This window comes from Enterococcus sp. 3C7_DIV0644, from assembly GCF_002141235.1.
GTDB lineage: Bacteria > Bacillota > Bacilli > Lactobacillales > Enterococcaceae > Enterococcus_D > Enterococcus_D entomosocium.
The window spans coordinates 2,541,476-2,565,212 of record NZ_NGLK01000001.1; the positions used below are offsets into that span (position 1 = coordinate 2,541,476).

Genomic DNA, 23,737 nt, shown 5'->3' on the forward strand with positions numbered 1-23,737 from the left:
ACAACGGAGCCAAGTACCACAGAACCAAGCACAACCGAACCAAGCACAACAGAACCAAGTACAACCGAACCAAGTACGACGGAGCCGGGTACCACGGAACCAAGCACAACCGAACCAAGTACGACGGAGCCGGGTACCACGGAACCAAGCACAACCGAACCGAGCACAACAGAACCAAGTACAACGGAGCCAAGTACCACAGAACCAAGCATTACCGAACCAAGTACAACGGAGCCGAGTACCACAGAGCCAAGTATCACGGAACCAAGTACCACAGAACCAAGTACGACCGAGCCAAGTATGGCAGAACCAAGTACAACGACCACAAACCATGACGGTGCCACGCTAGTAAATCCCCATGAGAGCCAGTCTACTGAAACAAGTGCTAGTAGCGAAACCACGAAATCTTCCAGTCAAGAAAAAGCAAAGGCTCTTCCTCAAACGAATGAGCAACGAGCTGCATGGCTGGTGATTCTAGGCGCAATCATGGTAGGCGGTGTGTTTACAAGCGTACTGAAAAAGAAATAGGAGTTAGCTCTAACTTATAATTCTATAAAGTCAGCTAGACAAGTGTCTAGCTGTTTTTTTGTGCTTTAGGCAGTTGAAATCGGCGCTGTTACTAAAAAAGCTGCGGCTTATTGGTGAGTACAGCTAGCAATTTATAAAAGAGAAACAATAAACAAAAACGTATCTGAACTATTTAAAATAACACCTAATATTTACCGTTGAGAGCCCGCAGAACAAATGATTCTTTGCGGAAAGTCAATATTTTTGCACCCTCGTGTGCAAATGCTGGATAAAAAATAGGTGGTAATTTTGTTAGAATCAAACAAGAAACATTGCAATGACTCGAAGGCAGCACTAAAGGAGGGACCTACGATTTGATGAAAAATTTATAGGAAATTTGCTAAAGGAGATTACGCCCGTGAACAGTCTTACATTCCAATTGGTAACGAACTCAGTGAATCGAAGAAGCCTTATACTATTGGCGTACATGGAAAACGAACAGATTTTGAGTGTCAAACAGCTCTCAGAAAAAGCGAGTATTTCTCGGCGGACGATCTTAACGGACTTAAAAGCACTACGCACATTTTTTGGTGATGCGATCTCTCTTGAAGGGACCCATCACGGGATGAAGTTGGTAATCAATGATCATGGTGAATACTATAAAAAACGACGCTCCTTCTATGAGCGAGAACCACTTATTTTATTAGTACAAGCTTTTTATGCGGGACAAACGTTTCCTTTTTTAGCTTGGATTCGAGCCATGCATATTTCAGAATCAACGGCAAATCGACTCATAAAAAAATTACAGCTGATTCTTGATGAATACGGTTTGGTGGTAACCAAAGCACCGATTGGGCTGATGGGAGAAGAGATCAATCAGCGAAAGTTCTTCTGGGATTTTTATTGCGAAACGCACTATTTTGAGTTGCCGGTCATTGAACATCAGCTTCAAGAAACGCTTTTAAGAAGAATTGAGCAAAACGTGGGGATCGTTTCAAGAAAAAAGGTCATCAATATTATTCGTTTGTCTGTTCAGCGTGCCACTTTTGGAACCTTGATATTTGATCCTGAGATCCTAGCATTGATCCAGCAAGATCCGCTTTTTTTGACGATCAGTGAAACACTTCAAGAAAGCAGCAGTCTCCAACCCATTGCGAAAAAACGGCTCGTTCAGGAAGCGTGCTTTATTTACTTAATGCTTTATGCGCAGTGGGCGCTTCGAGGGAAAACGAGGATTCCTCTCAATACCTTTTCAAAAACGAGTAAGCGATTCGTTGAACTCTTTGTTGCTTTTTTTGAACAGCACAATACTTACCTTGACGAGCCTTGTGGAATTCAACAGGTCGTGGAAGATTTTTTAGTCCGGCAATATGCAAAAGTTGGCTTAGCACCTATCTACTTAAAAAATCCGGATAGTACGAATCAATTTGTGTTTTCTTTGCCTTTTGATCTATATGAGCCTTTGATTAGGTTTATGGAAGTGAATGAGATTCCGCAATGTTTCAAAAATCAATTTTTGAGGGACTTTTGTTGTTCCTTCGTTCTCTATCTTTTTGGCAATCAATTGATCCGGGTTTCACAAAAAATCGTGGTGTTGCTTGCCAATAATTATGTGATCGATGAATGGGTCTACAGTATTTTTGAACATCATTTTAGTGGTCGAATGGCTGTGCTCTATGAAGAACAATTAACATCGGAACAGATCAACCAGCTTGACTGTGATATTTTGATCACCAATATCATTCCATTTGATTACTCCATAGAAAAGCAACCGCAGGTATTTTTTTTGCCTAAATACATTGGGTATAAAGAAGCGATTAAAATGGTTGTCTCCATCTTAAATGAAGGATTGGAGGACTTCGTCTGTGTCTGAAGTATGTTTTTTGAAAGAGAAAAAGGGGCGAAAGGAAAATGAGGGGGAATACATGCCGCTTCATAAATTGAGGTATTTCATTGTAGCGATGTTGGTTTTAAGTTGTCTGCTAGTCGCTGATTTCGTAGAAGCCAAAGAAGTGTCCACCGCTAGAACAGAAGGGGTCATCCGTTTTGTTGGTGGCCAGGAACCTGAAAAGCCAGAGCCAAAACCGCCGACAGGGGAATGGCGAGCACCTGAAGAAGATTCGTCTGATAGCGCAAAAAATGATCGTTTTCCGCAAACGAACAGTCACCAACAACTGCTTATTCGCTGGATAGGTCTGCTGCTCGTCCTCTTGAGTGTGGTCGCTTACTTGAAACGATGCGCACGAAGATCAGCTAACGAGAAAAATGACCTTTAGGCAATACGGTCGCACGCTTGTTTTAGGAAAAGACAGTTGTGGTTTTTGAAGAAGTGAGAGGATTAGTAAGCCAACTGGCAACCAGTTCTAGCGAAAAAAGGTTTATGCATCAATCAATAGTAATCATCGTAGATTCTTTCTGCGAATAATAATAGTAAAAGGAGTAATTTTTTATGAAACGTATTTATTTAGCAACAATCGGTGTCATGAGTATCGCTGTGTTATCTGGGGGAGTGACCGCAGCAGCAACCCCCATCCTGGAAGGAAATACCGAAAATGAAGTAGATTTCATCCCTGGGGAGGAGGAAGAGATCGATGTTGAGTTACCTGAAAAAGAGCCAGAGGTAGAAATTGATCCGATCGATCCAGAGGTAACCGGTCCGTTCACTTTGGTGCATGTGCCAAAGCGCTTCGATTTTGGAACCCAAGTGATCAGCACAGGCCCTGGAAAATCCGCAATGCTTGCGGAGCTGGAACGACTGTCTGATGGGTCAGGAACCGTGCCATATGTCTCTTTTGCTCAAGTATTGGATACCCGTGGTGGACACAACGGCTGGACGTTAAATGTCGATTTGGATCAATTTACAAGTACAGATGCCACTTCGAATCATGTATTACGTGGGGCTTATATCGAATTTCAAAATCCACAGATTCGTTCGAATGCATTAGATTCGGCTACTTTCCCAACAGCACCTAGCGATCAATTTAACCATCAAACCATCGATGTTGGAACGGAAGGCAACACCTTGATGTCTGCGGCTCCTGGCCAAGGGGCGGGACTTTCAACGGTTCAATGGGGCAATCAAACCCTGCTAAATCAACAGCATGCAGCTGGGGAAGAGGATATTCTCAATGAAGCGATTTGGCTCCATATACCGACAGGAGCGAATCCGCAAGCAACCGCTTATACGGCTACTCTGACTTGGCATTTAAGTGCCACTCCTGGGAATTAAGGGATAAGTTTTTTGGAAGAACACAGCAAAGAAGCCAGTCTTTTAGCTTGGCTCAGAAGCATGAATAAAGGCACATGATTTTAACGAATCATTTTACCAGTAAGCGCGATAGCGAATGATACGCGTGTTGCGATTAGGGAAAAACGAATCAGGAAGTGAGTAAGGGATATAGGGAATAGGCAGGAGACGAGTTGTTCCTGCCTATTTTGAAAGGAATGATTCATTATGAAGACACAAAGCAAGAGATCAATCAAGAATAGGCTAGTAGCTGGGTTTGTTTTACTGGTGATGGTACTCGTTGGATTGCCGATGACAGGTTGGGCAGAAACACAATCAGAATTGCCATTTCATGTGGTCCCCAATTTGCCGAAAAGCCAATTGCCAGATGGGAATAGTGGCTATTTTGATCTAGAACTAGCACCAGGGACCGATGATGTTCTGGGGGTGACGATTCAAAATCGCGCGGAAAAGGAAATCACGATCGAAGTTTCCGCACATACGGCGTTCACTAACGGAAATGGCGTCGTGGAATATGGCAAAGATGCCGCAGAACCTGATCCGACTTTGCCTTATTCGATAGCTGATCTAATCGAATCACCTGGAGAGATTATTTTGTCAGCTAAGGAAAAAAAGACGATCGAGTTACCCATACATATGCCTGAAGAAGCCTTTACTGGTAGTCTAGTCGGCGGTTTACGTATTCGAGAGGTCATCGCAGAAGCGACTGGATCAGAGGAAGAAGGTGTTGCGATCCAAAATCGGTTTGCTTATATCCTAGGCGTTGTTGTCCGCAATGAAGCGTCTATTATTGAACCAGAGCTTGCGTTATTGGATGTGTTTGCCGGTCAAGTCAATTATCGCAATGCGTTTCGGGCAACGCTACAAAATCCGTTGCCGCGTTTTGTCAATCGACTAGAGGTAGAGGCAACTGTTCGACGAGCGGATCAGGAAGAAGTCTTATATGAGGCGCAGCGTGAAGGGATGCAAATGGCGCCAAATTCACATTTTCATTTTCCCGTTTCATTACAGGGGGATCGTTTTTACAGCGGAGAATATGTAATGAGCTTAACAGCTCGAGCTGAAGGTGAGGAGTGGACATGGGAATATCCGTTTACTGTGGAAGCAGACACAGCACGACAGTTGAATCGTGAGGATGTCACCATTGAAGAGGGGCAAAACTGGTGGTTGATCAGCGCATTAGGACTAGTGATCTTCCTTATTGGAATAATCATTTGGCTGTTATGGAAGAACAAAAAGCCGACCATGGATACGTAAGAAGTAAAGGAGAGCATGGAATGAAAAAGCAAAACTTGAAATATTGGATTCGCTTGCTGCTTGTTTTTATGGGATTACGCTTGATGAGTGTCCCGCTCATCGTTGTTTTTGCTGAAACCGAGCCGCCATACCTCGCACAACCGCTAGCGGATGAGGGAGTTCTGGGGGAGTTTGCCACAGGAACATCTGAGCCTGAAGGGACGGTGCAGTTCAAAGAGCCTAAATTTGCTGGTACGGTAGGTCAACCGCTTACGATCGATTTGGTCAGCGACCAAGCGGTGGCAGAAATCTTCCTAGAATTACCAGCAGAAGTCAAGCTGATGACTGATGTATTGGCACCCGGACAAACAGCAGTAAAACAAAGCGATCAAGGCTGGCAGATCAAAGCAAGTCAAGCACGGCAGACATTTTCTGTTTTGATCGTTGCCGAACTTCCTGGAAGTTTTGTTATAGCCAGTGCAGGGAGCGAAGCGATCGTTGAAATAGCTGCTGCAGAGACAGACACTGAGGAAACACCGAAAGACTTGGAAAATGAGTCCTTAGAATCGCAAGAAACGGATAGTGATCCTGCTGAAAAAGTAGCAGACATTGAGCGTCCGCAGGAGGAGTCAGCGGTACAGGCGGCTAGTGAGATCGTACTAAGCGCCTTTGATGGTGGCACAGCTTACGTAACGACCATGGCGGAGTTTATTAGTGCTTTACAAGATCCAGCCGTATCCATTCTTTCCTTACAAGCGGACCTTGTCCAATCTACTTCCAGCATAATGACCATCGATCGTCCGATAATGATTCAAGGAAATGGTCATGCATTGACCCTCAATAACAATAGTGCTTATTTTCAATTATTAACCGTTAACGAAGAAACGATTTTTCGTATCGAAAATCTCACATACCAAAAAATAGGCAATACCGCTTTGATCCAGACCACCAATGCGTTGAGTAAAAACTGGGTCGTTGAACTAGAGGAAGTAGAAGAAGCCTCGGAGAATCGGTCACCTTTTATTTTAGCACGAGAAGCGAAGGTTCACTTTACTGGTGGGATCAATCGCTTCGAGGCAATGACGATGGCTTCCGATACCTTGTTCAATCTGAAAGAAGTGGAGGTCGGAAATCAAGCGCAAGTGATTATTAATAAGCCGAATATGTGGATTTTTTATACAGCACCAGATATTCAAGATCCTAGGTTGTTGATCGATGAGGGTGCGCAAGTGAGCATTACTACGCGACTAGGGGATGCGAATACAATCGATTTACGTGGCGATAATGGTCAAATGGAACTCAATCATGGTGCTCGTTTAACTATTCGCAGTCCAGGAACGACTGCTGCTCCGACCAATGGTAATAATAATGCCGTTATTCTGTCTGGGAGAAATCCTCGCTTTATCGCAGCAGAGAATTCAGTTTTTTCAATCGAGGTTACAGAAAGAAAACGCGGGCTTGTTCTGACTGGAGAGCAGCCAGAATTGACGATCCAATCTGGTGCAAACGTAACGATAAACACAATGAATGCGAGCGCCATCCTCTTAAATGGTTTCTTTCCTTCTGCTACGATCGCAGGAGATGAAACACAAGTACGGGTGAACAATGAGACGGCGGCAGATGCCAATGCGATCGAACTAGTAGGAGACAACAGCAATTTTTATCTTTTTGATGGTGGTACGCTCATTGTAGAAAGTCAGGGAGCAGCCACAGCAATGTCGGAGGAACAAAATATTGCACTATTTATGAAGGGGGCGGATCCAACAATGGTTGTGGGGGATGCTGCCTTATTGCAGATTGAAACGACACAAAGAAGGCGCGGCGTATTTCTGACTGGTGAGAATCCTAAGTTGACGATCCAGAACGGCTCAAAAGTACGCTTGACCGCCGAAAATGCGAATGCTTTACGGGTCAATGGGAAAAATGCCGACGTCACCATTAGTGGCGAAGAGACACATGTACGGATTTTCAGTGAGATTGCAGCGGCAGAAGGAGCAGCATCCTTTGTTTTATCGACACCGTCGAATGCGGCAGAAGCTGGGGCTCTTACTTTAAGTGAATCAGCAGTCTTAGAGGTCGAAAGCATCACTGCTAGTGCGATCAATATCACTAGTCTGAACTTTACTTTTAAAGTTAAAAGCAATGGACAATTAATAGCTAGCAGCCATGAGGCTGACGAGGACCATGCAGTGATTCGATTTTTATACTTTGGTTTGGTGACCTTTCATGTAACGGATGGTGGAATAGTAAAAGTTCGTAAAATAGGGGGGAGCGCACCCTTGATCCGAATTCCTAGTGGAGGAAATTCTTTTGAGATCACAGAAGGCGGCATCATTGACCTTTATAATCCGGGAAACGGCAACGCGCATGATGGGAATGTCGCTGGAGGAAATCAAGGAATTTTTTATGCGAGAGGCATCCATGATAACGGGACAGAGAATAATTTTTCAATCGTAGGTGTCGATAGTAAATTTATGTGTGTAGCAGATAGTGGTCCGGGGATTGACATGCATACCTACTTCAATTCAACGATCTACGTTGAACAAGGATATTTCCAAGTGGAAGGGCGGACAAGTTCCCCGAATGGTGGCGTGTTTCGTTCAGGTAAACTATCTGTCTTCTTGAACGATCCAGTCTTTTTTGATTTTCGTAATGAGCGGCTTGATGGAGGAAACATCTTTAGTGTTTCTAATCTTTCAACTTTAACAGCGACGAATAGTGACTTAGCTGTTTGGAAAAACGGGTCAAATCTCTTAGGAGATCCCGATCTAAATTTCCCAACCCTCGATTTTGCTTTTTCAGGAGCTGATTTTGGCACGTTAGGTTTGACGAATAAACCAGAGATATTGAATACGGAGACCTTTGGCAATCAGGGACTGACAGCGTACTCTCGCGTAAGTTCAAACAATGCGCGTTGGGCGATCGTCGATGAGTTACGGGTGCCGACGAATGCGGACAAAAAAATTCATGGGCGAGTCAGCTTGCCTGTTGGTTTTGATGGCACTCGCCCTGCTTGGGATGATGAAGCGAAAGTGACCGTTGAAATTGAAACAGCAGATGGTGAGAAGGAAGAAGTCACTGCGAAAACCGTCGGACATACAGAAGAAACACCGGGGATCAGTATCTATGGAGAAGAGCCGCAAGGAGGGATTTTTGAGATTCCTCTTGAGGCTCCTTTGGAAGCAGGAACCATCGTCCGAGTCGTCGCTGTCGAATTAACCAGCGGCGAACTGACAGAAGGTGCCCAACATCAAATACGGACCGAGTCTGTGCAGGTTTTCCCTATTTTGCCGCCAACGCCCGCAGCTTTTGCTTCCTACGTACTTCTTGAAGAAACAACTGAGATCCATGGCCACACGGAAGACAAAGAGGTTGAGCTAAGTGCTGCACATAATGGTGACTGGTTTGATACAGAGGCGGTGGTTATCGATGAAGATGGAACATTTACGATTGATGTAAGTGATCGGCAGTTAAAAGCGGGGGATGAGATCCAAGTCTTTCTGAAAGATTCTGCTGGTTCGGCAAAAGAAGCTGGAGTGATCAATCCGCCGACAACGAATGACGAACACGGCAATCAGAATCCAGCCTCAGAAGTTGTTTTTCGGGACGCTGTGTTTCCCGCTGCAACTACCCTGCGAATCGCCCAGACTGGACCACTGCCACCGGTTGATCCATTAGAACCGGATGTAGAAGTGAATCCAGAAAATCCGTCGGTCATTCCTGAGAACCAAGGGTTGCTCAGTCTTGATTTTGTTTCCCAGTTCCGATTTGGTCAGGTGCCGATCCGCAGTGCCAAAGGAACGTATCACGCACTGCCTCAGCATATGAATCTTGCCGAAGGGGCAACCGAAACTAAGGAACGTCCGAATTATGTGCAAATCACGGATCAGCGTAACGATGCAGAAGAGACGAGTTGGCGTTTATCGGCGACTCTTGATTCGCAGGGCTTCCAAAATGAAGACAATGAGCCCTTGATCGGTGCTCAAATCAGCTTAGCCAATCAACGGCTTATGACGACCTCAGCAAATTCCAATGCCAGTATGCCAGAGCTTTCCACGGTGAATGATAGTGTAACTTTGACGCCAGGTGAAGCGCAGCCTCTACTAACTGGCGACAGTCAGAGTACGGGAACATGGGTCTATCGTTTTGGTGATCAAGAGACGGCAGCCACCAGTGTCGCCTTGGAAGTGCCTGCTGGTGCAAATCCCAAGTTGGGATGGTACCGTGCAACGATTGAATGGTCGTTAAGTAGTGTGCCAGAGTGAAGAAAGAATACTAGTCGGCAATAAGAAACGAATGGAAAAGACGTGTGCGGCGTTCAAGTGCCGCACACGTCTTTTCACTTATAAAAGGTGCTTTTTTCGATGTTTCGCAACGCAAAATTATGGATGATTTTTGGGTTGATGATTTTCAAGAAATTGTTCCAATCATCTGCATCTGGGATCGATTTTATCAGGAGGCATTCAACATCTAAAATATACTCTTCCAAATACTCTGCGTAATTCGTCACGACTAGATCAATCTTGTTTCGTTCAACATAATCTAAAGAAAACTCACTGGAATCAGGAAATTGCAAAATATGATATCGACCAAAATATTTTACGGCAAAAGCATTGATGTGAAGACAAATATGCGCATCCCCCTCTAAAAGAAAAGCGATTCGGCGTGGATTGCCCCAGTATTTTTCTTTTAATCCTTCAAAGTATAAAGTGAAGCGGGCACTGATTGCTGACAGAGCGGTTGCTTCAAAGAGGGGCTGCCTAAAAAGAAACTCTGTATTTTCCTCATACTCTTTAGGGTATTGCGTTTGTGCGTAACTGGAAATTTCTTCCATACTTAGATTATAGGTAGGGGAAATCAGCTGTTTTATTTTTTCTGTTATAAAGAAAGAATGGAGAAAAATAAACTCTCGGGACTGATCATGATCGGATATTTGCTGAAACTGGCAAAAATTGGCAGTCAGTTCTTTTAGCTCAGGCCAATGGTCAAAGCGGTTAACAAATGATATTTCCCTGAGATAGTTGTTTATCCCACGGTTACTTGCTAGTAGAGCGAAAAGGTAGACCAGCTCCTCTGACGGTAAAGACAAGGAAAAAGCCGTTTGGAGTCGTTGATTGAGGGGCTGGATTTCTTGGAAGAGCTCATCTGCCAAGACGATCTTTTTTAATTGATCGGAGACAATGACAGTTTCTCCTGCTTGAGTACGCTCAAGGACAATATACAACCAATAACTGATATACCAAAATGAAGCCGTATTATTGGTTTTGCCGCGTATATTTCGAAAAAAATCTAAGACGATGTTTTGCACAGCGATCGTTGGACGTACCGTATGAGGCGTAGCGTCTGACTCATAATAAAAGGTATGAAAAAATTTGCGAATATCCGCTTCTGATCCGATCAGACGGAAATTCTTGTGATCAACAGATAACTGAAAGGGCCTCAGGGCTTTTTCAAAAAGCGTTAAATAGCGTAAAAGGGAACTTTCAGAAAGATAAAAATAGTCTGCCCATTCGGAAACTGTCCGATATTCTCCCTTAAACAGATGCTCAAGAATAACGAATAATGGTTCATTCTGAAGGAGCGCTCGTTTTCGTTCAAGATATTCCTTCGGTAGTAATTCGTGAAGAGAATAGCCATTCGACGTGGATTCGATCATTAAAGTACTTCCAAAGTAGCTCCGTAGCCCCTCCATATCATAAATGATCGTGCGCCGCGAACTCTGGACAGCTTTTGATAACTCACGATTCGAAAGGGTCTTATGCCGTTCCAAGAGATTCAATAGTTTCAACCAACGAATGGTGGTAGTAGAAGTAATAAACGTCATCTGAAAATTTTTCATTCATAACACTCCCATATGGTCTGTTTGGTGGATCGTCTCTCACGTCTGATTATGGAATATGGATACTGGCAAGGCAAGGGAAAGGTTTTTGGTAGGTAACAAGTGTTTCTTGTACAGGAACACTTGTGCTACTTAGGGATGAAAAGCAAATAACCGAAAAGTCCAACGATTCGTCATAGACATCGTTGGACCTTTCGGCTTTTTCATCAAGCTGTTGCAAACTGGCTGTTATATAGTTGGGCGTAAAGGGAATCTTGTGCCAGCAATTGAGTATGGGAGCCTTTTTCGACGACGGAGCCGTCTTTCATCACTAGAATCAAGTCGGCATTTTTGATGGTAGAAAGACGATGGGCGATGATAAAACTGGTCCTTCCTTGGGTCAAACGATCCATTGCCGTTTGGATCATTTGTTCCGTCCGAGTGTCGACACTGGAGGTGGCTTCATCAAGGATCAGGATCGTTGGGTCCGCTAAAATCGCCCGGGCGATCGTCAATAATTGTTGTTGTCCTTGAGACAGTTCGCTTTCGGAGCCAATGACGGTATCGTAACTGTTGGGCAGGGTCCGCACGAAGTGGTCGCATTGGGCGGCTTTGGCTGCAGCCAAGATGTCTTCCCGAGTGGCATCGGGATTGCCATATGCGATATTTTCAGCAATGGTTCCTTGGAACAGCCATGTATCCTGCAGCACCATACCGAATTTTTTCCGTACTGCCGGTGCCGAAAAGGACATCATGTCTTGATCGTCCAGCAAAATCTTTCCACCGTTCAAAGGATAAAAGCGCATCAAAAGATTGATCATGGTGGTTTTTCCAGCGCCTGTTGGTCCGACGATCGCAACCGTTTGTTTTGGTTTGACGGAAAATTCGACGTTTTCCATCAGGAGTTTTTCCTTGTTGTAGCCGAAGGAGACGTGTTGGAAATCGATTTTTCCTTTGATGGTTTGCGGTACCGGCAGTTGCTGGGTCGCTGTTTCTTCTTCAGGATAATCAAGGATCTCAAAAATTCGTTCGAGAGATGCTAAGGCACTTTGCAAGGTATTCATAATATAAGAAGCTTGCGTGATCGGTTCAGACACTTGGTTGATGTATTGCAGATAGGCTTGTACAAGACCAATGGATAATTGCCCTTGCAACACCATCAGACCACCAACGACGGCGCTTAAGATAAAGCCGATTTGATTGATAAAGCGCACGAAAGGATTGATAGCTGCACTGACGAACTGTGCTTTCCGAAAAGCTTTAAATTGAGCTTCGCTCAATTCCGCCATTTCCGCTTCAACGGCAATTTGCTGGTTGTAGGATTTGATCAGCGGATTTGCGGTATAAAACTCTTCCGCACGACTGCTGACTGCACCTAATGTTTCTTGGTTTTTGGTAAAGTAGCTCAAGTTTTTTCGTGCGAGAACGGTGGTCACAAAAGCACTCAAAAGCAAAATCAGGACCACACCGATCGTCAGTAATGGGCTGAGATAAAGCATGGCGATCAAGCCGAAGGTAATGCTGATGGTTGCGGTGATCAGCTGCATCAAACCGACTTGTAAGACTTCGGACACTTTATCTAAATCGAGAATCACTCGGCTTAAAATATCGCCGGTATGATGTTTGTCGTAAAAACTGATAGGCAGGCGATTGAATTTGTCACTGATTTGTTTGCGTAAAGTCAAGGTCAGGGTTTCACTGACACTGGCCATCGTATACTCTTGTAGCAAGGAAAAGAGACTGATCAAAAGCCAGGTTCCTGCTAAAAGGACGACTGGACCTAAAATACTTTGCCAAAAATCATTGATTTGCCAGCCTTTTTGTTGAAACAAGGCGATCAGATTATCCAGTCCACGTCCCAAGATCAAAGGGGCGATGGACATTAGTAAGGAAAAGAACAAGGCAGAGACGATGATCAGCAGAAAGCGGGCTTTTTGTTCCATCAGCAAACGCAGCAAGCGTCGGCTTGTATGTTTCATGTTTTTTGGTGTATCCATTGTTTGTTTACTCATCCTTCATTCCTCCCATTCCTTGAGATGAGGCAAACTCTTGATAAGTTTGGCAAGTGCGTAATAATTCTTCGTGGGTTCCATTACCGACCATTTTGCCGTTATCCAAGACAATGATTTGATCGGCATTTTTGACGGTCGATACCCGTTGAGCCACGATAATGACGGCGGCATCTTTCGTGTATTCTTTCAATGCACGCCGCAAGTTGGCGTCTGTTTGATAATCCAAAGCAGAAAAGCTGTCGTCAAAGAAGTAGATTTCTGCGGGCTTTGTCAGCGCTCGGGCAATACTCAGCCGTTGCTTTTGACCGCCGGAGAAATTGCTGCCTTTTTGAGCAACTAGACTTCCATAACCTTCAGGCAAGCCTTCGATAAATGACTTGGCTTGGGCAACTTCAGCGGCTTTTGCCATCGCCTCATGGGTTGCCGGACGATTGCCGAAACGCAGGGTTTCTTGAATCGTGCCGCTAAGCAAGAGCGCTTTTTGCGGGACATAACTAATTTGGTCCCGTAATTCGGCTTGAGAGATCTCTTTGATGTTGCGGCCAAAAAGCGTAATCGAACCAGCAGTCACATCTTTGAAACGCAGCAAGGCTTTGGCAATGGTGCTTTTTCCAGAGCCGGTTCCGCCAACGATCGCTGTCGTTTTGCCTCGGTGGATCTCGAAGCTGATATCTTCTAAGACAGGTTCTTCGGCGCCTTCATACGTAAATTGCACGTGATTGAAAGCGGCGATCGTTTCTGACAAGGCGGATTTGTTTAAGGTTTGGTCACCGTCAATCAAATCAATTGGTTCTTCTAAGACTTCTTCGATTCGTTGTAAGGAAGTCAAGCCTTTAGGCACCATCACGATAACCATCGCTGCCATGGTCAAAAACCAAAGGCTCAAAATCGTGTATTCGATAATGGCAGTAATACTACCAATAGCTAGGTGGCCCTGAAGACTTTGATAGCCGCCGTAGACTAGGATGGTCGAAATCGAGAGTCCCATTACTAAGTTGACGGTCGGATTCAAGACAGCAAAGAGGCGATTGACTTTAATCATGGTTTTCGCATATTCGGATAAGGTTTGATCTGTCCGTTCTTTTTCGTAAGCCGCTTTGTCAAATGCCCGAATCACCCGAGCGCCGGTAAAGGTTTCTCGTAAGATCCGCATCATGTTATCGACTAGTTTTTGCGTGATTTGTGATAATGGGATCGCTTTGCGAATCACCCCATAAGCGATCATTGAAAAACATAGGATCGCTACGATTGGGACCCAAATCATCCGTAAAGAGACGGTGCCGGTTAGAAAAATCGAAGCTGCGACGATCATTGGGGCTGGCAAAATCATTTGCAGCGCCATCATCAAAATTTGTTGGATATTGTTGATGTCGCTGGTGGTACGTGCCAGCAAAGTGGGTGTACCATAGCCATCAACAGCGGATACAGAGAGTTCTTGTGTTTTTTTGAAAAAGCGCATCCGCAAAAAATGCCCGAATTTTCCTGAAAGGTGGGCAGATAAATAACTACCGCCTACCGAGACGATCACGGTGCCGATGGCAATGGCAAACATCCACCAGCCATTGTGCCAAATGGCCGTCGTGTCGACTTTTAAGATCCCTTCATCAATGATTTTTGCCAAAAAATACGGCAACAAGAGTGTGCCGAAGGATTGGACTAGCATCAAAAGAAATAAACTGAAAAAGAAGCGTCTTTCTTCTTTATAAAATAACTGTAATTGTTTCATGATTTCCCTCCAAAAATGTCGTTCTATGGTAGAATAAACTGTAACGTTACGTTACAGTCAAGCAAGGAGTGAAATTTTTTTGAAAAAACAATTGACCATCAGTGAGATGTCCGCTTATGCTGGCGTGAGTCGGCGCACATTGATTTATTATGATCAAATCGATTTGTTCAAACCGCAATCGATTGGTGAAAACAGCTATCGCTATTACGGCTTTGAACAATGCCTTGAGTTAGACGTGATTTTGCTGTTGCGTTCTTTAGACATGCCCTTGCAAGACATTCGCCAATTTTTGAAAAACCGCAACCCGGAATACACGCAAAAGGAACTTGTGGAACGGCGAGGACAAGTCCGTGACAAAATCGCTGCGCTACAAGAATTGGAACGAACCTTCGATCGCTACATCCAGCGCTATGAAAAAGTACAGAAAGCCGATTTTGAGACCTTTACGATAGCGCAGCACGAAGCAGAGGCGTTTATCGTTTCCGAAGAGATCGCTGGCGATGATCCAGAATCTGCTTATCAAGTGTACGCCCGTTTTTATCCGCTAGTGGATTATAAAGATGCCTTCAGTGGCTATCCCATCGGCTTTTTAAGTGCAGGAACGACGTTGGAGGATCAGACTTTTCACGCATCGCCTTATCGGGCATTGATCTTGATTCCCCAAGATCGGCTACATCTCTATCCGGAAAAGCTGATCATCACACGTCCCGCTGGTACGTATGTTTCTGGATTTGTCAGTGAGGGAGAAGAACAAATTGCCGCTTTTACCCACCGCATCCAAGCCTTTCTAAAAGAGAAGCAGTTGAAAATCGATGGCGATGTTTGGGAATTGTTATGGCAAGATGAAGTCTTTACCACACAAAAAGAATTGCAGATATTTGAAGTGATGGTTCCAGTGAAGCCCGAGTAATGTACGAGGCACGCGTATCAGTAAGAAACGAAAACTAAGATACGCAATAGCAATGATTATTGCCGCTGGCTTTTCATATAGAAGCAAAGGAGATGACTAAGCCAGATCCCTTCCATACAAAAAGCCCTGTGAAGCGTTGAAATTCCCATTTTGCTTTTTTCTCGTTATACTTGAAAGAACAGATGAGAAAAAAGGGGAAATTTTAATGAAAAAAGAAACAGGAATACGCTCGCTTTATGCGTTGATTGGTGTCGCCATTTTAGGATTCGGGGCGGCATTGCTGCGGGTTGGCGGAGTAGGGCTAGACCCATACACAGCAGCCAATATCGGTGTCGGCGAGCTGCTAGGGTTATCCCTTGGGGTCTATCAATTGATGATCAATATCGCTGTCCTAGTATTGATTTTTATCTTTGGCCGTCGCCATATCGGCATCGGGACGGTCATCAATATGGTGCTGACAGGATTTTTCATCGACTTTTATACCAACGTTTTTGATTGGTTATCCGTCGGTCCAAATAACTGGTGGCAGCAAGGCTTGTTCTTGTTGATCGGGATCATCTTCTTTACCTTCGGTGCTTCGTTTTATATGTCAGCGAATTTGGGTAGCGCCCCCTACGACGCGATCGCCCCAACCATCGTCGATCAGACGAAAGCCAACTATCGAGTGGTGCGGGTGATTCAAGACGTTGCCTTTGCCTTGATTGGGCTCTTCACAGGCGGGCCAATCGGGATCGGAACCTTCATCAGTGCCTTTTTAGTGGGCCCACTGATCAAATTCTGGGACAACCGTGTCTCTGAGCCATTCATCGAAAGCAGTGTCAAAAAAGCGATTTTTAAATAAAAAAAGGTCTGCAGCAAAGAGAAGTCGAAGCGATTTAGTCGCCCACTTCACTCAGCTGCAGTTTTTTTGCCATTTGCTCAAGGAATTCTTGCATAATTGCTTCTCAGTCGCTAGAATAAAAAAGCCGAGGAGGGGTAGTATGCAATTACCAACACCATTTATTGAAAAATACCAACGGTTGCTAGGAGAAGAAGCACCAGCTTTTTTTACCGCTTTAACCGATAATCAGCCAGTCAAAGGCTTTCGCTTGAATGTTGCTAAGCCGCACGCACAAGCGATGCTGGCAAAATATGGACCAGCTGCTGTACCCGCCCCCTATGCAGAAGCGGCTTATATTGGCGAAGTCAAAGGCCGTTCGTTGCTCCATCAAGCTGGCTATGTCTACAGCCAAGAACCTAGTGCGATGATCGTGGCAACGATCGCAGCCGCTCAACCAGGGGAGCGGGTCTTAGATTTATGTGCGGCACCGGGAGGCAAAACAACGCAGCTGGCAAGCCAATTACAAGGAAAAGGGCTGCTTGTAGCAAATGAGATTTTCCCGAAGCGTGCCAAAATCCTATCAGAAAATGTGGAGCGTTGGGGCTTTCCGAATGTAGTCGTCACCAATCAGGCTCCACAAGAATTGAGCCGCCATTTTCCTCAGTTTTTTGACAAGATCGTGGTGGACGCCCCATGTTCTGGTGAAGGGATGTTTCGTAAAGATCCCGTCGCCTTAGAAGAATGGCAGGCAGAAACACCTGATCAGTGTGCGATCAGGCAAAAAGACATTTTGGCACAAGCCGTTGCGATGCTAAAACCGGGGGGCCAGCTGATCTATTCCACCTGTACCTTTGCCCCTGAAGAAAACGAAGCGATGATGGCTTGGTTAATGGAGGAGTATCCCTTCACAATCGAAGCGATCGACTTGGCCAATGTATCTCATGGGCGCAGCGAGTGGGGAGCTGCATCTGGGATCGAGAAAACCATCCGCTTATGGCCGCATTTAAACCAAGGAGAAGGTCATTTCGCTGCGAAATTGACCTCCCAAGCAGAAGCAGCGCCAGTGAAAAAGAAGAAAAAAGGCAAAGGAGCGACAGCCAAGAGCCCATTGGATGCAACGACTCAAAAGTTGTGGCAAGCCTTTCGCAAGGAGTTTCCTTTTTTACAGGCACTGAATGCGACACCTCAGCTGCTAGGAGAAAACCTCTGGCTCGTTCCTGAAGAAATGCCTTCTTTAAAAGGGATCAAGTTTATGCGCCCAGGTTTGCATGTCGGCGTCGTTAAAAAGAATCGGATCGAACCTAGTTATGCGTTGGCATTGGCGATCCATGCAGAAGAAGGGGCACCGACAGTGCCGATCACTTTGCCGCAATGGCAGCAGTATGTGGCAGGTGAAACCATGAGCGTGCCAGGAAATGCTGGATGGGTGATTTTGACAGTCGATGAGATCCCCGTCGGTTTTGGAAAACAAGTCCAAGGAACTGTGAAAAACTTCTTTCCAAAAGGATTAAGATTCAAAGCGATTTAAACGAAATAGTGTTTTTATTTCAGTCCTCGTGCTATGATGGAAGTAGCAAAATAAGGGAGCTGATCGATATGAAAACATCATCAAAAGTAACGATTGGATTAAGCATTGCAGCGATCGCTGGGATCACTACTGCCGTCGTTGTATCAGACAAAGTATTCAATAAAGTACGCTTCGCTTGCAACCGACACAAAGTAAAGAAATTTGTCGATGACAAATTCAACGGCAATGAAAAATTGTTGGATGTCGTAGACGGCTTGTCTGACAATGAATTGGATTCGTTGTTAGGTGTGATGAAAAAAGTCAATGAGGGCCGCAACAAAATCTCTGTTTACGGAGACAACATCAAAGATTCGACAGAACATGTCAAAGACAAGTTGACGAGCTTTGTTGATTCCGTCTTTTAAGCCAATCATTCCATTTGAAACTCGCAGGGACATCGGTCTTTGCGAGTTTTTCTCGTCTTTCTAAGCGTTTTTCGTTATACTAACAAGGAAATGCACGAAATGGTGCGAGGTAGAGGAGTGAAAGTGAAGTCGTGGAAAAAACAAGTACCTTGACTGCCGAGGAAAAAGCGTTCTTTATGGAAGAAGCAATCAAAGAAGCCCGAAAAGCAGAAGGTGTGGCAGAAGTACCGATCGGTGCTGTCGTCGTCTTGGATGGCAAAATCATTGGTCGTGGGCACAATCTACGAGAAACGCAGCAACAAGCCGCAGCGCATGCGGAGATGTTTGCGATCGAGGAAGCCTGTCGCACTGTCGGAAGTTGGCGCTTAGAACAAGCGCAGCTGTTTGTGACCTTGGAACCATGCCCGATGTGCAGTGGGGCGATGTTATTGGCACGGGTGGAAGAAGTGTATTTTGGTGCCTACGATCCCAAAGGCGGCACTGCTGGTACATTGATGAATTTATTGGAAGATGAGCGCTTCAACCATTGGTCCTATGTGGAAGGCGGCATTTTAGAAGAAGCATGCGGCCAGCTGCTAACAGATTTTTTCCGAGCATTACGAGAAAAGAAAAAACAAAAAAAGGCTGGCAATCTCTAACGAAATACGTTATACTAAGTTTTGCCGAAAGGCTAGGACAATGGAGGTCTTGTGAAGCGTGTCAGATCCGGAAGGAAGCAGCACTAAGCAGGATTCTCCATGTGTCTGATTGAAAAACTGCCTGCTTTTGAAGAAAGCAGTAGTACTAATTGAATCGATGATCATTCAAACCTGAGACAGACTGTCTTAGGTTTTTTTATTGTCTGAAAGTCTTTGTGATACCAAGGGCTGTTCTAATTGTATTCTGCTTTAAATCTAGGCAATCGATAGCAGCTCTCAGAGGGTTAAGTTGTATTTTTGATACAAAGGCTTTATTCCTGTTTAGAACCTTACTCTGATAACTTTTCCGTTGGCGATTTTTATACTCTCAAAGAATCAGTAGTTCTGACGAACTGAAACATGGATTACCTGCTCTCGATATTCGATAGAATCTTCGTTTCAAGAACTCTTTATTTTCGCTTCAACGAATTGCCTCCGCCGTGTTATCGGTTGCAATTCCCCCAAATAACCAGAAAAAATCACTTTCCTTTTTACAGTCAGAAAAGTGATTTTTTCTTTTGAACAACTGTCACTGTAACTGTTTCTTTTTTACAAAAAGTCACCATTCTTTTCCAAGCATTCCAATGGTTTCCCAGAGATTTTATGCTATGCTTATTTTGTAGAGAATTCCGTCGTCTTTCTACTGGCAACCCTTGATGCCAAGAGAAACGGATAGTGATTTCAGGCGACGTATTTGAAAAGAGGCGCACAATGGAAAAAATTACGATTATCCATACCAACGATCTGCATTCCCACCTAGAACATTGGCCGAAGATGCGGCGTTATTTGGATCAAAGAAAACGAGAAGCGGATACGACCGAAGAGACAGTGATCGCGGTCGACTTAGGCGACTTTGTCGATCGCTGGCATCCTTTGACAGAAGCAACTGACGGCAAGGCGAATGTCGACTTGATGAATCAAGGGCATTATGATGCGGTGACGATTGGGAACAATGAGGGAGTCGGCAATCCCAAAGAGGTCTTGCAGCATCTGTATGACCAAGCAGCATTTCCGGTCATTTTAGGCAACTTATTTGATAAAAAGGATTTGCGTCCGCCAAAGTGGGCACAAGAATACAAAATCATGGAAAGCAATCAAGGAGCCAAAATCGGCTTGATCGCTTTTACGGCACCGTTTCCGCTAACATATGCCCCCAACGGTTGGGACATTCGCGAACCCTTGGAGATTTTGCCTTCATTGGTGCAGCATTTGCGCCCCGAGGTCGATCTGCTGGTCTTGATGAGCCATCTAGGCATCAATGCTGACCGCCAGATTGCGAGGGACTTTCCAGAGTTAGATGTTATATTAGGTTCCCACACGCACCATTTGTTTGAAAAGGGCGAAGTCATCAATGGGGTTCAAATTGGCGCAGCTGGCAAGTTTGGTTTTAACATTGGCGAAGTCGAAGTGGTCTTAGATGATCACCACCGCCCGATCAAGCATCGCGCACGTGTGATTCCGACGGATTCGTTGGTGGCTTTTCCGCAAGATGAGGACGAGATCTCCGAATATCTATCGATCGGCCATCGCTTGCTGCGGGCAAATCAGGTGGCAGAAATTCCAGCAGCGTTTACGAGGGATTGGCAAAGTGAACATTCCTTGGTTCGGGAGGCTCTTTTGGCATTATGTGCCAAAGGACAGACGGATACCGCCATCTTAAATACGGGGCTATTTTTAGATGATTTACCACAAGGACGGGTCGATCAAGATCAGCTGCACACGATTTTGCCCCATCCGATGCATTTGATTCGAGTGACGCTGCAAGGCGCGGATGTCATTCGATTGGTCTTAGAGATGGAAAAAAATCGCAACTTTTTGCGCAATTTCCCAATTATGGGGATGGGCTTTCGAGGGAAGATTTTTGGCGAACTGGTTTATGAAGGCATTCGCTTTGATGAAAAAAACCACCAAGTTTTGTGGAAGCAAGAACCAGTTGATGTCTCTCAAAGCTACACGTTGACTCTTGTGGATCACTACTTGTTTATTCCGTTTTTCCCGACGATCGAGATTGCTGGAACTGTTGAGTTTCTTTTTCCAGACTTTATTCGGACGGTGGTCGGTGATTACTTGAGTCAGAAATACCCTATTCAGTAGTTGGTACTCCTCCAGTGGTTTTTTTAGGAAAACCGCGACTATCATTGAGGAATAAAACAAGGTATAATAAACAGCAGGTGGTGAAAAAATGACCGAAAAACAAACGATCACAGATGAAATGACATCTGTACTAGAAGAAATTATTGAAGAACCAGCGAAACAACCGCAAAAAGGCGAGTTGGTGACTTTGTTGAATGATGAAGAATTAATGATTGGCAATCGACAATACAAATTGGTCATGGATTATCGTGAAGGCTTCGATCCTGAAAAACTTGGTGAGCGTTACAGTGAAGTTTTGGCACGCTATGATTATATCGTAGGTGATTGGGGTTATGAACAGCTACGCTTGAAAGGCTTCTTTGAAAAGGATAACCGCAAAGCATTACCCGATCAGCGCATTGACATGCTGGAAGACTATTTGTATGAGTATTGCAACTTCGGTTGTGCCTATTTCGTGATCCAGAGGGTTGGCGGCAAGAAAGAAAAAAGTACCTCCCGAAGACGTAAGAAAAAGCCAGCTCAAACGAATCAAAATCAAACTACACAACAAAACGCACATATAGAAGAAAAGCGTGAAGCAATTCCGCAGAAGAAAAGCAAACCAACGATTAAAAATCGTAAACCAAAAGAAAAAAACGTCAAAAAAACCGAAACAACTACGGTGAAAAAAGGCAAAAAAGAGTTTACGATTCGACAAAGGGAAGAATAAGATGAAATATAAAGGTTATTTGATTGATCTAGACGGCACGATTTATTTAGGAAAAGAGCCGATTCCTGCTGGGAAACGCTTCGTAGAATCCTTACAAGAAAAAGGACTGCCTTATTTATTTGTGACCAACAATACGACCCGCAGTCCCGAAGTCGTGGCACAGCGATTGGCGGATGAATTTTCGATTCACGTGGCACCAGAAACGATCTATACCGCAAGCTTGGCAACGATCGATTTTATGAAAGACCATGGCAAAGGCCGCAAAGTGTTTGTGATCGGCGAAGCGGGGTTGATCGATTTGATCTTAGCTGCTGGGTTTGAGTGGGAAGAAACCAATCCGGATTATGTCGTGGTTGGTTTAGACAACCACGTGACGTATGAAAAATTTGTTTTAGCAACGTTAGCGATCCAAAAAGGAGCTACCTTTATCGGGACCAATCCAGACAAAAATATCCCGACGGAAAGAGGCTTGTTGCCAGGTGCGGGTTCACTGATTGCAATGGTGGAGACTGCCACCCAAATGCAACCGATTTTTATTGGCAAACCAGAAGCGATCATTATGGAAAAAGCGGTGGCACACATCGGCTTATCAAAAGAAGAGGTCTTGATGGTGGGGGACAATTACGAAACGGATATCCGTTCGGGGATCCAAAACGGGATCGATTCTTTGCTCGTATTATCTGGCTTTACCCCGAAAGCGGCGGTGCCGACATTACCGGTAGCACCAACCTATGTGGTTGATTCTTTAGATGAGTGGGATTTTGAACAATGAAAAAACAAGTGTGGCTTGAACGCTTAGGATTTGTCTGCTTGTTTTTGTTTTTGGTCAGTCTAGCGATCACCCTAACGATCAATTTTCGACCGTTATATTGGTTTGATGTCGATCACTTAAATCTGCTGGATTATACCTCGCTAACAAGAGAAGAGTTGTTGAAGAACTATGGCTTATTGTTAGATTTTCTAAACAATCCCTTTGCAAGTACGCTCGCCTTGCCAGATTTTCCAATGTCTGAAGCGGGGGCTGGTCATTTCTACGATGTAAAACAGTTGTTTCTATTAAATTATGCTGTGATGATCGTCACGTTGCTGCCCAGTATCTGGTTCGTCAATCGGCTACGACAAAACCAACAGCAATGGCGCTTGATTCGTCCTTTTCAATGGGGGATGATATTGCCGCTGATTTTCGGGTTTTTGATGGCAGTCGGCTTTGATCGCTTTTTCGTTACGTTCCATGAGATTTTCTTCAGTAACGACGATTGGCTATTTAATCCAGCCACCGATCCGATCATCAACGTATTGCCAGAAACGTTTTTCATGCATTGCTTTATTCTCTTTTTTGTCTTGATTGAAGTCTTCTTTTTTGCTTTCTATTGGTGGGGAAAACGAGGCTTGAAAAAAACAGCGTAATGAAAAAAGACCAACGATCCACTTCCTTTGAAGAAGGCGGATCGTCGGTCTTTTTTTATTGCGTAATGTAATGAGATTTACTTGGGTGTTGATGGGCTAAGCGACTTGCGGCAGAAGCGGCAATGGCACCTACGATATCATCTAAAAAGGTGTGAACGCGGGGACCGTCGTGCTTATTCAGTTCTTTCAAAATGCCCGGTTTGACTTTATCAATGTATCCGTAGTTAGTAAAACCGATGGAGCCGTACACATTGACGATGGATAGTGCGAGGATCTCATCGATCCCATAAAGCCCTTCGTCTTCTTTGACGATTTCTTGCAGTGGATGCAGCAGTTGATTTTCTTCTGCCAAAATATCCAATTGGACACCCGTCAAAATCGTGTTGTGGACTTCCCGCTTGCTTAAGACAGCGTTGACGCTTTCGATACACATCTCCAACGTGATGCCTTCAATGTAATCTTTTTGCAAGAACATCACCAATTCCCCGATGTCTTGCAGTGAGACACCGCGGTCGGCCAACAATTCTCTTGCTTTGTCTTCAAGTGTTTTGCTTTCTAATACCATATAGTTCCCCTCCATGTAAAAATAGTTTATTCAAAAGTCAACATGCGACTGATGGATTGCAATCATAAGTAGTGCCT

At 44.6% G+C, this 23,737-nt stretch carries 19 protein-coding genes and 1 other RNA gene; 16 read left to right on the plus strand and 4 right to left on the minus strand.

Features of this window, described 5'->3' with window-relative positions; all coding sequences use genetic code 11:
- The 6 genes from A5877_RS17375 to A5877_RS12035 form a co-directional block, all read left to right on the plus strand.
- Positions 1 to 528: LPXTG cell wall anchor domain-containing protein (locus A5877_RS17375; RefSeq protein WP_254907484.1), on the plus strand; the 528-nt coding region annotated here is incomplete at its 5' end.
- 397 nt (positions 529 to 925) lie between these two features.
- Positions 926 to 2,380, plus strand: coding sequence for a helix-turn-helix domain containing protein (locus tag A5877_RS12015; RefSeq protein ID WP_008378039.1), 1,455 nt, complete (start codon positions 926 to 928; stop codon positions 2,378 to 2,380).
- 52 nt (positions 2,381 to 2,432) lie between these two features.
- On the plus strand, positions 2,433 to 2,783 hold the full coding sequence (locus tag A5877_RS12020; RefSeq protein ID WP_242691927.1) for an LPXTG cell wall anchor domain-containing protein: 351 nt from the start codon (positions 2,433 to 2,435) through the stop codon (positions 2,781 to 2,783).
- 173 nt (positions 2,784 to 2,956) lie between these two features.
- The gene (locus tag A5877_RS12025; RefSeq protein ID WP_086316917.1) at positions 2,957 to 3,736 is read left to right on the plus strand and encodes a WxL domain-containing protein; all 780 of its coding nucleotides are present in this window, start codon (positions 2,957 to 2,959) and stop codon (positions 3,734 to 3,736) included.
- Positions 3,737 to 3,961: 225 nt separating this feature from the next.
- On the plus strand, positions 3,962 to 5,011 hold the full coding sequence (locus tag A5877_RS12030; protein ID WP_016619932.1) for a DUF3324 domain-containing protein: 1,050 nt from the start codon (positions 3,962 to 3,964) through the stop codon (positions 5,009 to 5,011).
- A 20-nt stretch (positions 5,012 to 5,031) separates the two neighbouring features.
- Positions 5,032 to 9,255, plus strand: coding sequence for a WxL domain-containing protein (locus A5877_RS12035; RefSeq protein ID WP_254907485.1), 4,224 nt, complete (start codon positions 5,032 to 5,034; stop codon positions 9,253 to 9,255).
- A gap of 74 nt (positions 9,256 to 9,329) precedes the next feature.
- Here the strand turns inward: A5877_RS12035 and A5877_RS12040 are convergent, their stop codons facing one another.
- From A5877_RS12040 to A5877_RS12050, 3 genes are all read right to left on the minus strand, one after another.
- A complete protein-coding gene (locus tag A5877_RS12040; protein WP_086316919.1) occupies positions 9,330 to 10,829 on the minus strand; it encodes a helix-turn-helix domain-containing protein in 1,500 nt (499 codons plus the stop codon).
- A 206-nt stretch (positions 10,830 to 11,035) separates the two neighbouring features.
- Positions 11,036 to 12,820, minus strand: coding sequence for an ABC transporter ATP-binding protein (locus tag A5877_RS12045; protein WP_086316920.1), 1,785 nt, complete (start codon positions 12,818 to 12,820; stop codon positions 11,036 to 11,038).
- Entirely contained in the window at positions 12,813 to 14,546 is a 1,734-nt protein-coding gene (locus A5877_RS12050; RefSeq protein WP_086316921.1) for an ABC transporter ATP-binding protein, read from the minus strand. Before A5877_RS12050 ends, A5877_RS12045 begins: the two co-directional genes overlap by 8 nt.
- 106 nt (positions 14,547 to 14,652) lie before the next feature.
- On the opposite strand from A5877_RS12050, the gene A5877_RS12055 reads away from it, so the two are divergent.
- From A5877_RS12055 to A5877_RS12100, 10 genes are all read left to right on the plus strand, one after another.
- Entirely contained in the window at positions 14,653 to 15,456 is an 804-nt protein-coding gene (locus A5877_RS12055; protein ID WP_086317470.1) for a MerR family transcriptional regulator, read from the plus strand.
- Positions 15,457 to 15,661: 205 nt separating this feature from the next.
- Positions 15,662 to 16,297: a YitT family protein gene (locus tag A5877_RS12060; protein WP_008378064.1), complete on the plus strand. Its 636-nt coding sequence runs from the start codon at positions 15,662 to 15,664 to the stop codon at positions 16,295 to 16,297.
- A 139-nt stretch (positions 16,298 to 16,436) separates the two neighbouring features.
- Complete coding sequence (locus A5877_RS12065) at positions 16,437 to 17,804, plus strand: RsmB/NOP family class I SAM-dependent RNA methyltransferase (protein ID WP_008378065.1); 1,368 nt, start codon at positions 16,437 to 16,439, stop codon at positions 17,802 to 17,804.
- A gap of 68 nt (positions 17,805 to 17,872) precedes the next feature.
- Complete coding sequence (locus tag A5877_RS12070) at positions 17,873 to 18,208, plus strand: hypothetical protein (protein WP_005227636.1); 336 nt, start codon at positions 17,873 to 17,875, stop codon at positions 18,206 to 18,208.
- A gap of 131 nt (positions 18,209 to 18,339) precedes the next feature.
- A complete protein-coding gene (gene tadA, locus A5877_RS12075) occupies positions 18,340 to 18,846 on the plus strand; it encodes a tRNA adenosine(34) deaminase TadA (protein WP_005231990.1) in 507 nt (168 codons plus the stop codon).
- Between the two features lie 30 nt (positions 18,847 to 18,876).
- An RNA gene (gene ffs / locus A5877_RS12080) (signal recognition particle sRNA small type) lies at positions 18,877 to 18,961 on the plus strand.
- A 635-nt stretch (positions 18,962 to 19,596) separates the two neighbouring features.
- Positions 19,597 to 20,979 (plus strand): bifunctional UDP-sugar hydrolase/5'-nucleotidase, encoded by a 1,383-nt coding sequence (locus tag A5877_RS12085; RefSeq protein ID WP_016611253.1) that lies wholly within the window; start codon positions 19,597 to 19,599, stop codon positions 20,977 to 20,979.
- Positions 20,980 to 21,067: 88 nt separating this feature from the next.
- Positions 21,068 to 21,688, plus strand: coding sequence for a YutD family protein (locus A5877_RS12090; protein WP_005231988.1), 621 nt, complete (start codon positions 21,068 to 21,070; stop codon positions 21,686 to 21,688).
- A gap of 1 nt (position 21,689) precedes the next feature.
- Positions 21,690 to 22,460 (plus strand): TIGR01457 family HAD-type hydrolase, encoded by a 771-nt coding sequence (locus tag A5877_RS12095; protein WP_008378075.1) that lies wholly within the window; start codon positions 21,690 to 21,692, stop codon positions 22,458 to 22,460.
- On the plus strand, positions 22,457 to 23,095 hold the full coding sequence (locus tag A5877_RS12100; RefSeq protein ID WP_008378077.1) for a TIGR01906 family membrane protein: 639 nt from the start codon (positions 22,457 to 22,459) through the stop codon (positions 23,093 to 23,095). Before A5877_RS12095 ends, A5877_RS12100 begins: the two co-directional genes overlap by 4 nt.
- 55 nt (positions 23,096 to 23,150) lie before the next feature.
- Here A5877_RS12100 and A5877_RS12105 read toward each other — a convergent pair whose 3' ends face one another.
- On the minus strand, positions 23,151 to 23,660 hold the full coding sequence (locus tag A5877_RS12105) for a phosphatidylglycerophosphatase A (RefSeq protein ID WP_005227653.1): 510 nt from the start codon (positions 23,658 to 23,660) through the stop codon (positions 23,151 to 23,153).
- Between the last annotated feature and the right edge of the window lie 77 nt (positions 23,661 to 23,737).

What these genes read in the sequence shown, in the direction of transcription:
- A5877_RS12020 (WP_242691927.1), top strand. Translation starts at nt 2,433, where the DNA reads ATGCCGCTTCATAAATTGAGGTATTTCATTGTAGCGATGTTGGTTTTA.
- A5877_RS12025 (WP_086316917.1), top strand. Translation starts at nt 2,957, where the DNA reads ATGAAACGTATTTATTTAGCAACAATCGGTGTCATGAGTATCGCTGTG.
- A5877_RS12030 (WP_016619932.1), top strand. Translation starts at nt 3,962, where the DNA reads ATGAAGACACAAAGCAAGAGATCAATCAAGAATAGGCTAGTAGCTGGG.
- A5877_RS12035 (WP_254907485.1), top strand. Translation starts at nt 5,032, where the DNA reads ATGAAAAAGCAAAACTTGAAATATTGGATTCGCTTGCTGCTTGTTTTT.
- A5877_RS12040 (WP_086316919.1), bottom strand. Translation starts at nt 10,829, where the DNA reads ATGAAAAATTTTCAGATGACGTTTATTACTTCTACTACCACCATTCGT.
- A5877_RS12045 (WP_086316920.1), bottom strand. Translation starts at nt 12,820, where the DNA reads ATGAGTAAACAAACAATGGATACACCAAAAAACATGAAACATACAAGC.
- A5877_RS12050 (WP_086316921.1), bottom strand. Translation starts at nt 14,546, where the DNA reads ATGAAACAATTACAGTTATTTTATAAAGAAGAAAGACGCTTCTTTTTC.
- A5877_RS12055 (WP_086317470.1), top strand. Translation starts at nt 14,653, where the DNA reads ATGTCCGCTTATGCTGGCGTGAGTCGGCGCACATTGATTTATTATGAT.
- A5877_RS12060 (WP_008378064.1), top strand. Translation starts at nt 15,662, where the DNA reads ATGAAAAAAGAAACAGGAATACGCTCGCTTTATGCGTTGATTGGTGTC.
- A5877_RS12065 (WP_008378065.1), top strand. Translation starts at nt 16,437, where the DNA reads ATGCAATTACCAACACCATTTATTGAAAAATACCAACGGTTGCTAGGA.
- A5877_RS12070 (WP_005227636.1), top strand. Translation starts at nt 17,873, where the DNA reads ATGAAAACATCATCAAAAGTAACGATTGGATTAAGCATTGCAGCGATC.
- A5877_RS12085 (WP_016611253.1), top strand. Translation starts at nt 19,597, where the DNA reads ATGGAAAAAATTACGATTATCCATACCAACGATCTGCATTCCCACCTA.
- A5877_RS12090 (WP_005231988.1), top strand. Translation starts at nt 21,068, where the DNA reads ATGACCGAAAAACAAACGATCACAGATGAAATGACATCTGTACTAGAA.
- A5877_RS12095 (WP_008378075.1), top strand. Translation starts at nt 21,690, where the DNA reads ATGAAATATAAAGGTTATTTGATTGATCTAGACGGCACGATTTATTTA.
- A5877_RS12100 (WP_008378077.1), top strand. Translation starts at nt 22,457, where the DNA reads ATGAAAAAACAAGTGTGGCTTGAACGCTTAGGATTTGTCTGCTTGTTT.
- A5877_RS12105 (WP_005227653.1), bottom strand. Translation starts at nt 23,660, where the DNA reads ATGGTATTAGAAAGCAAAACACTTGAAGACAAAGCAAGAGAATTGTTG.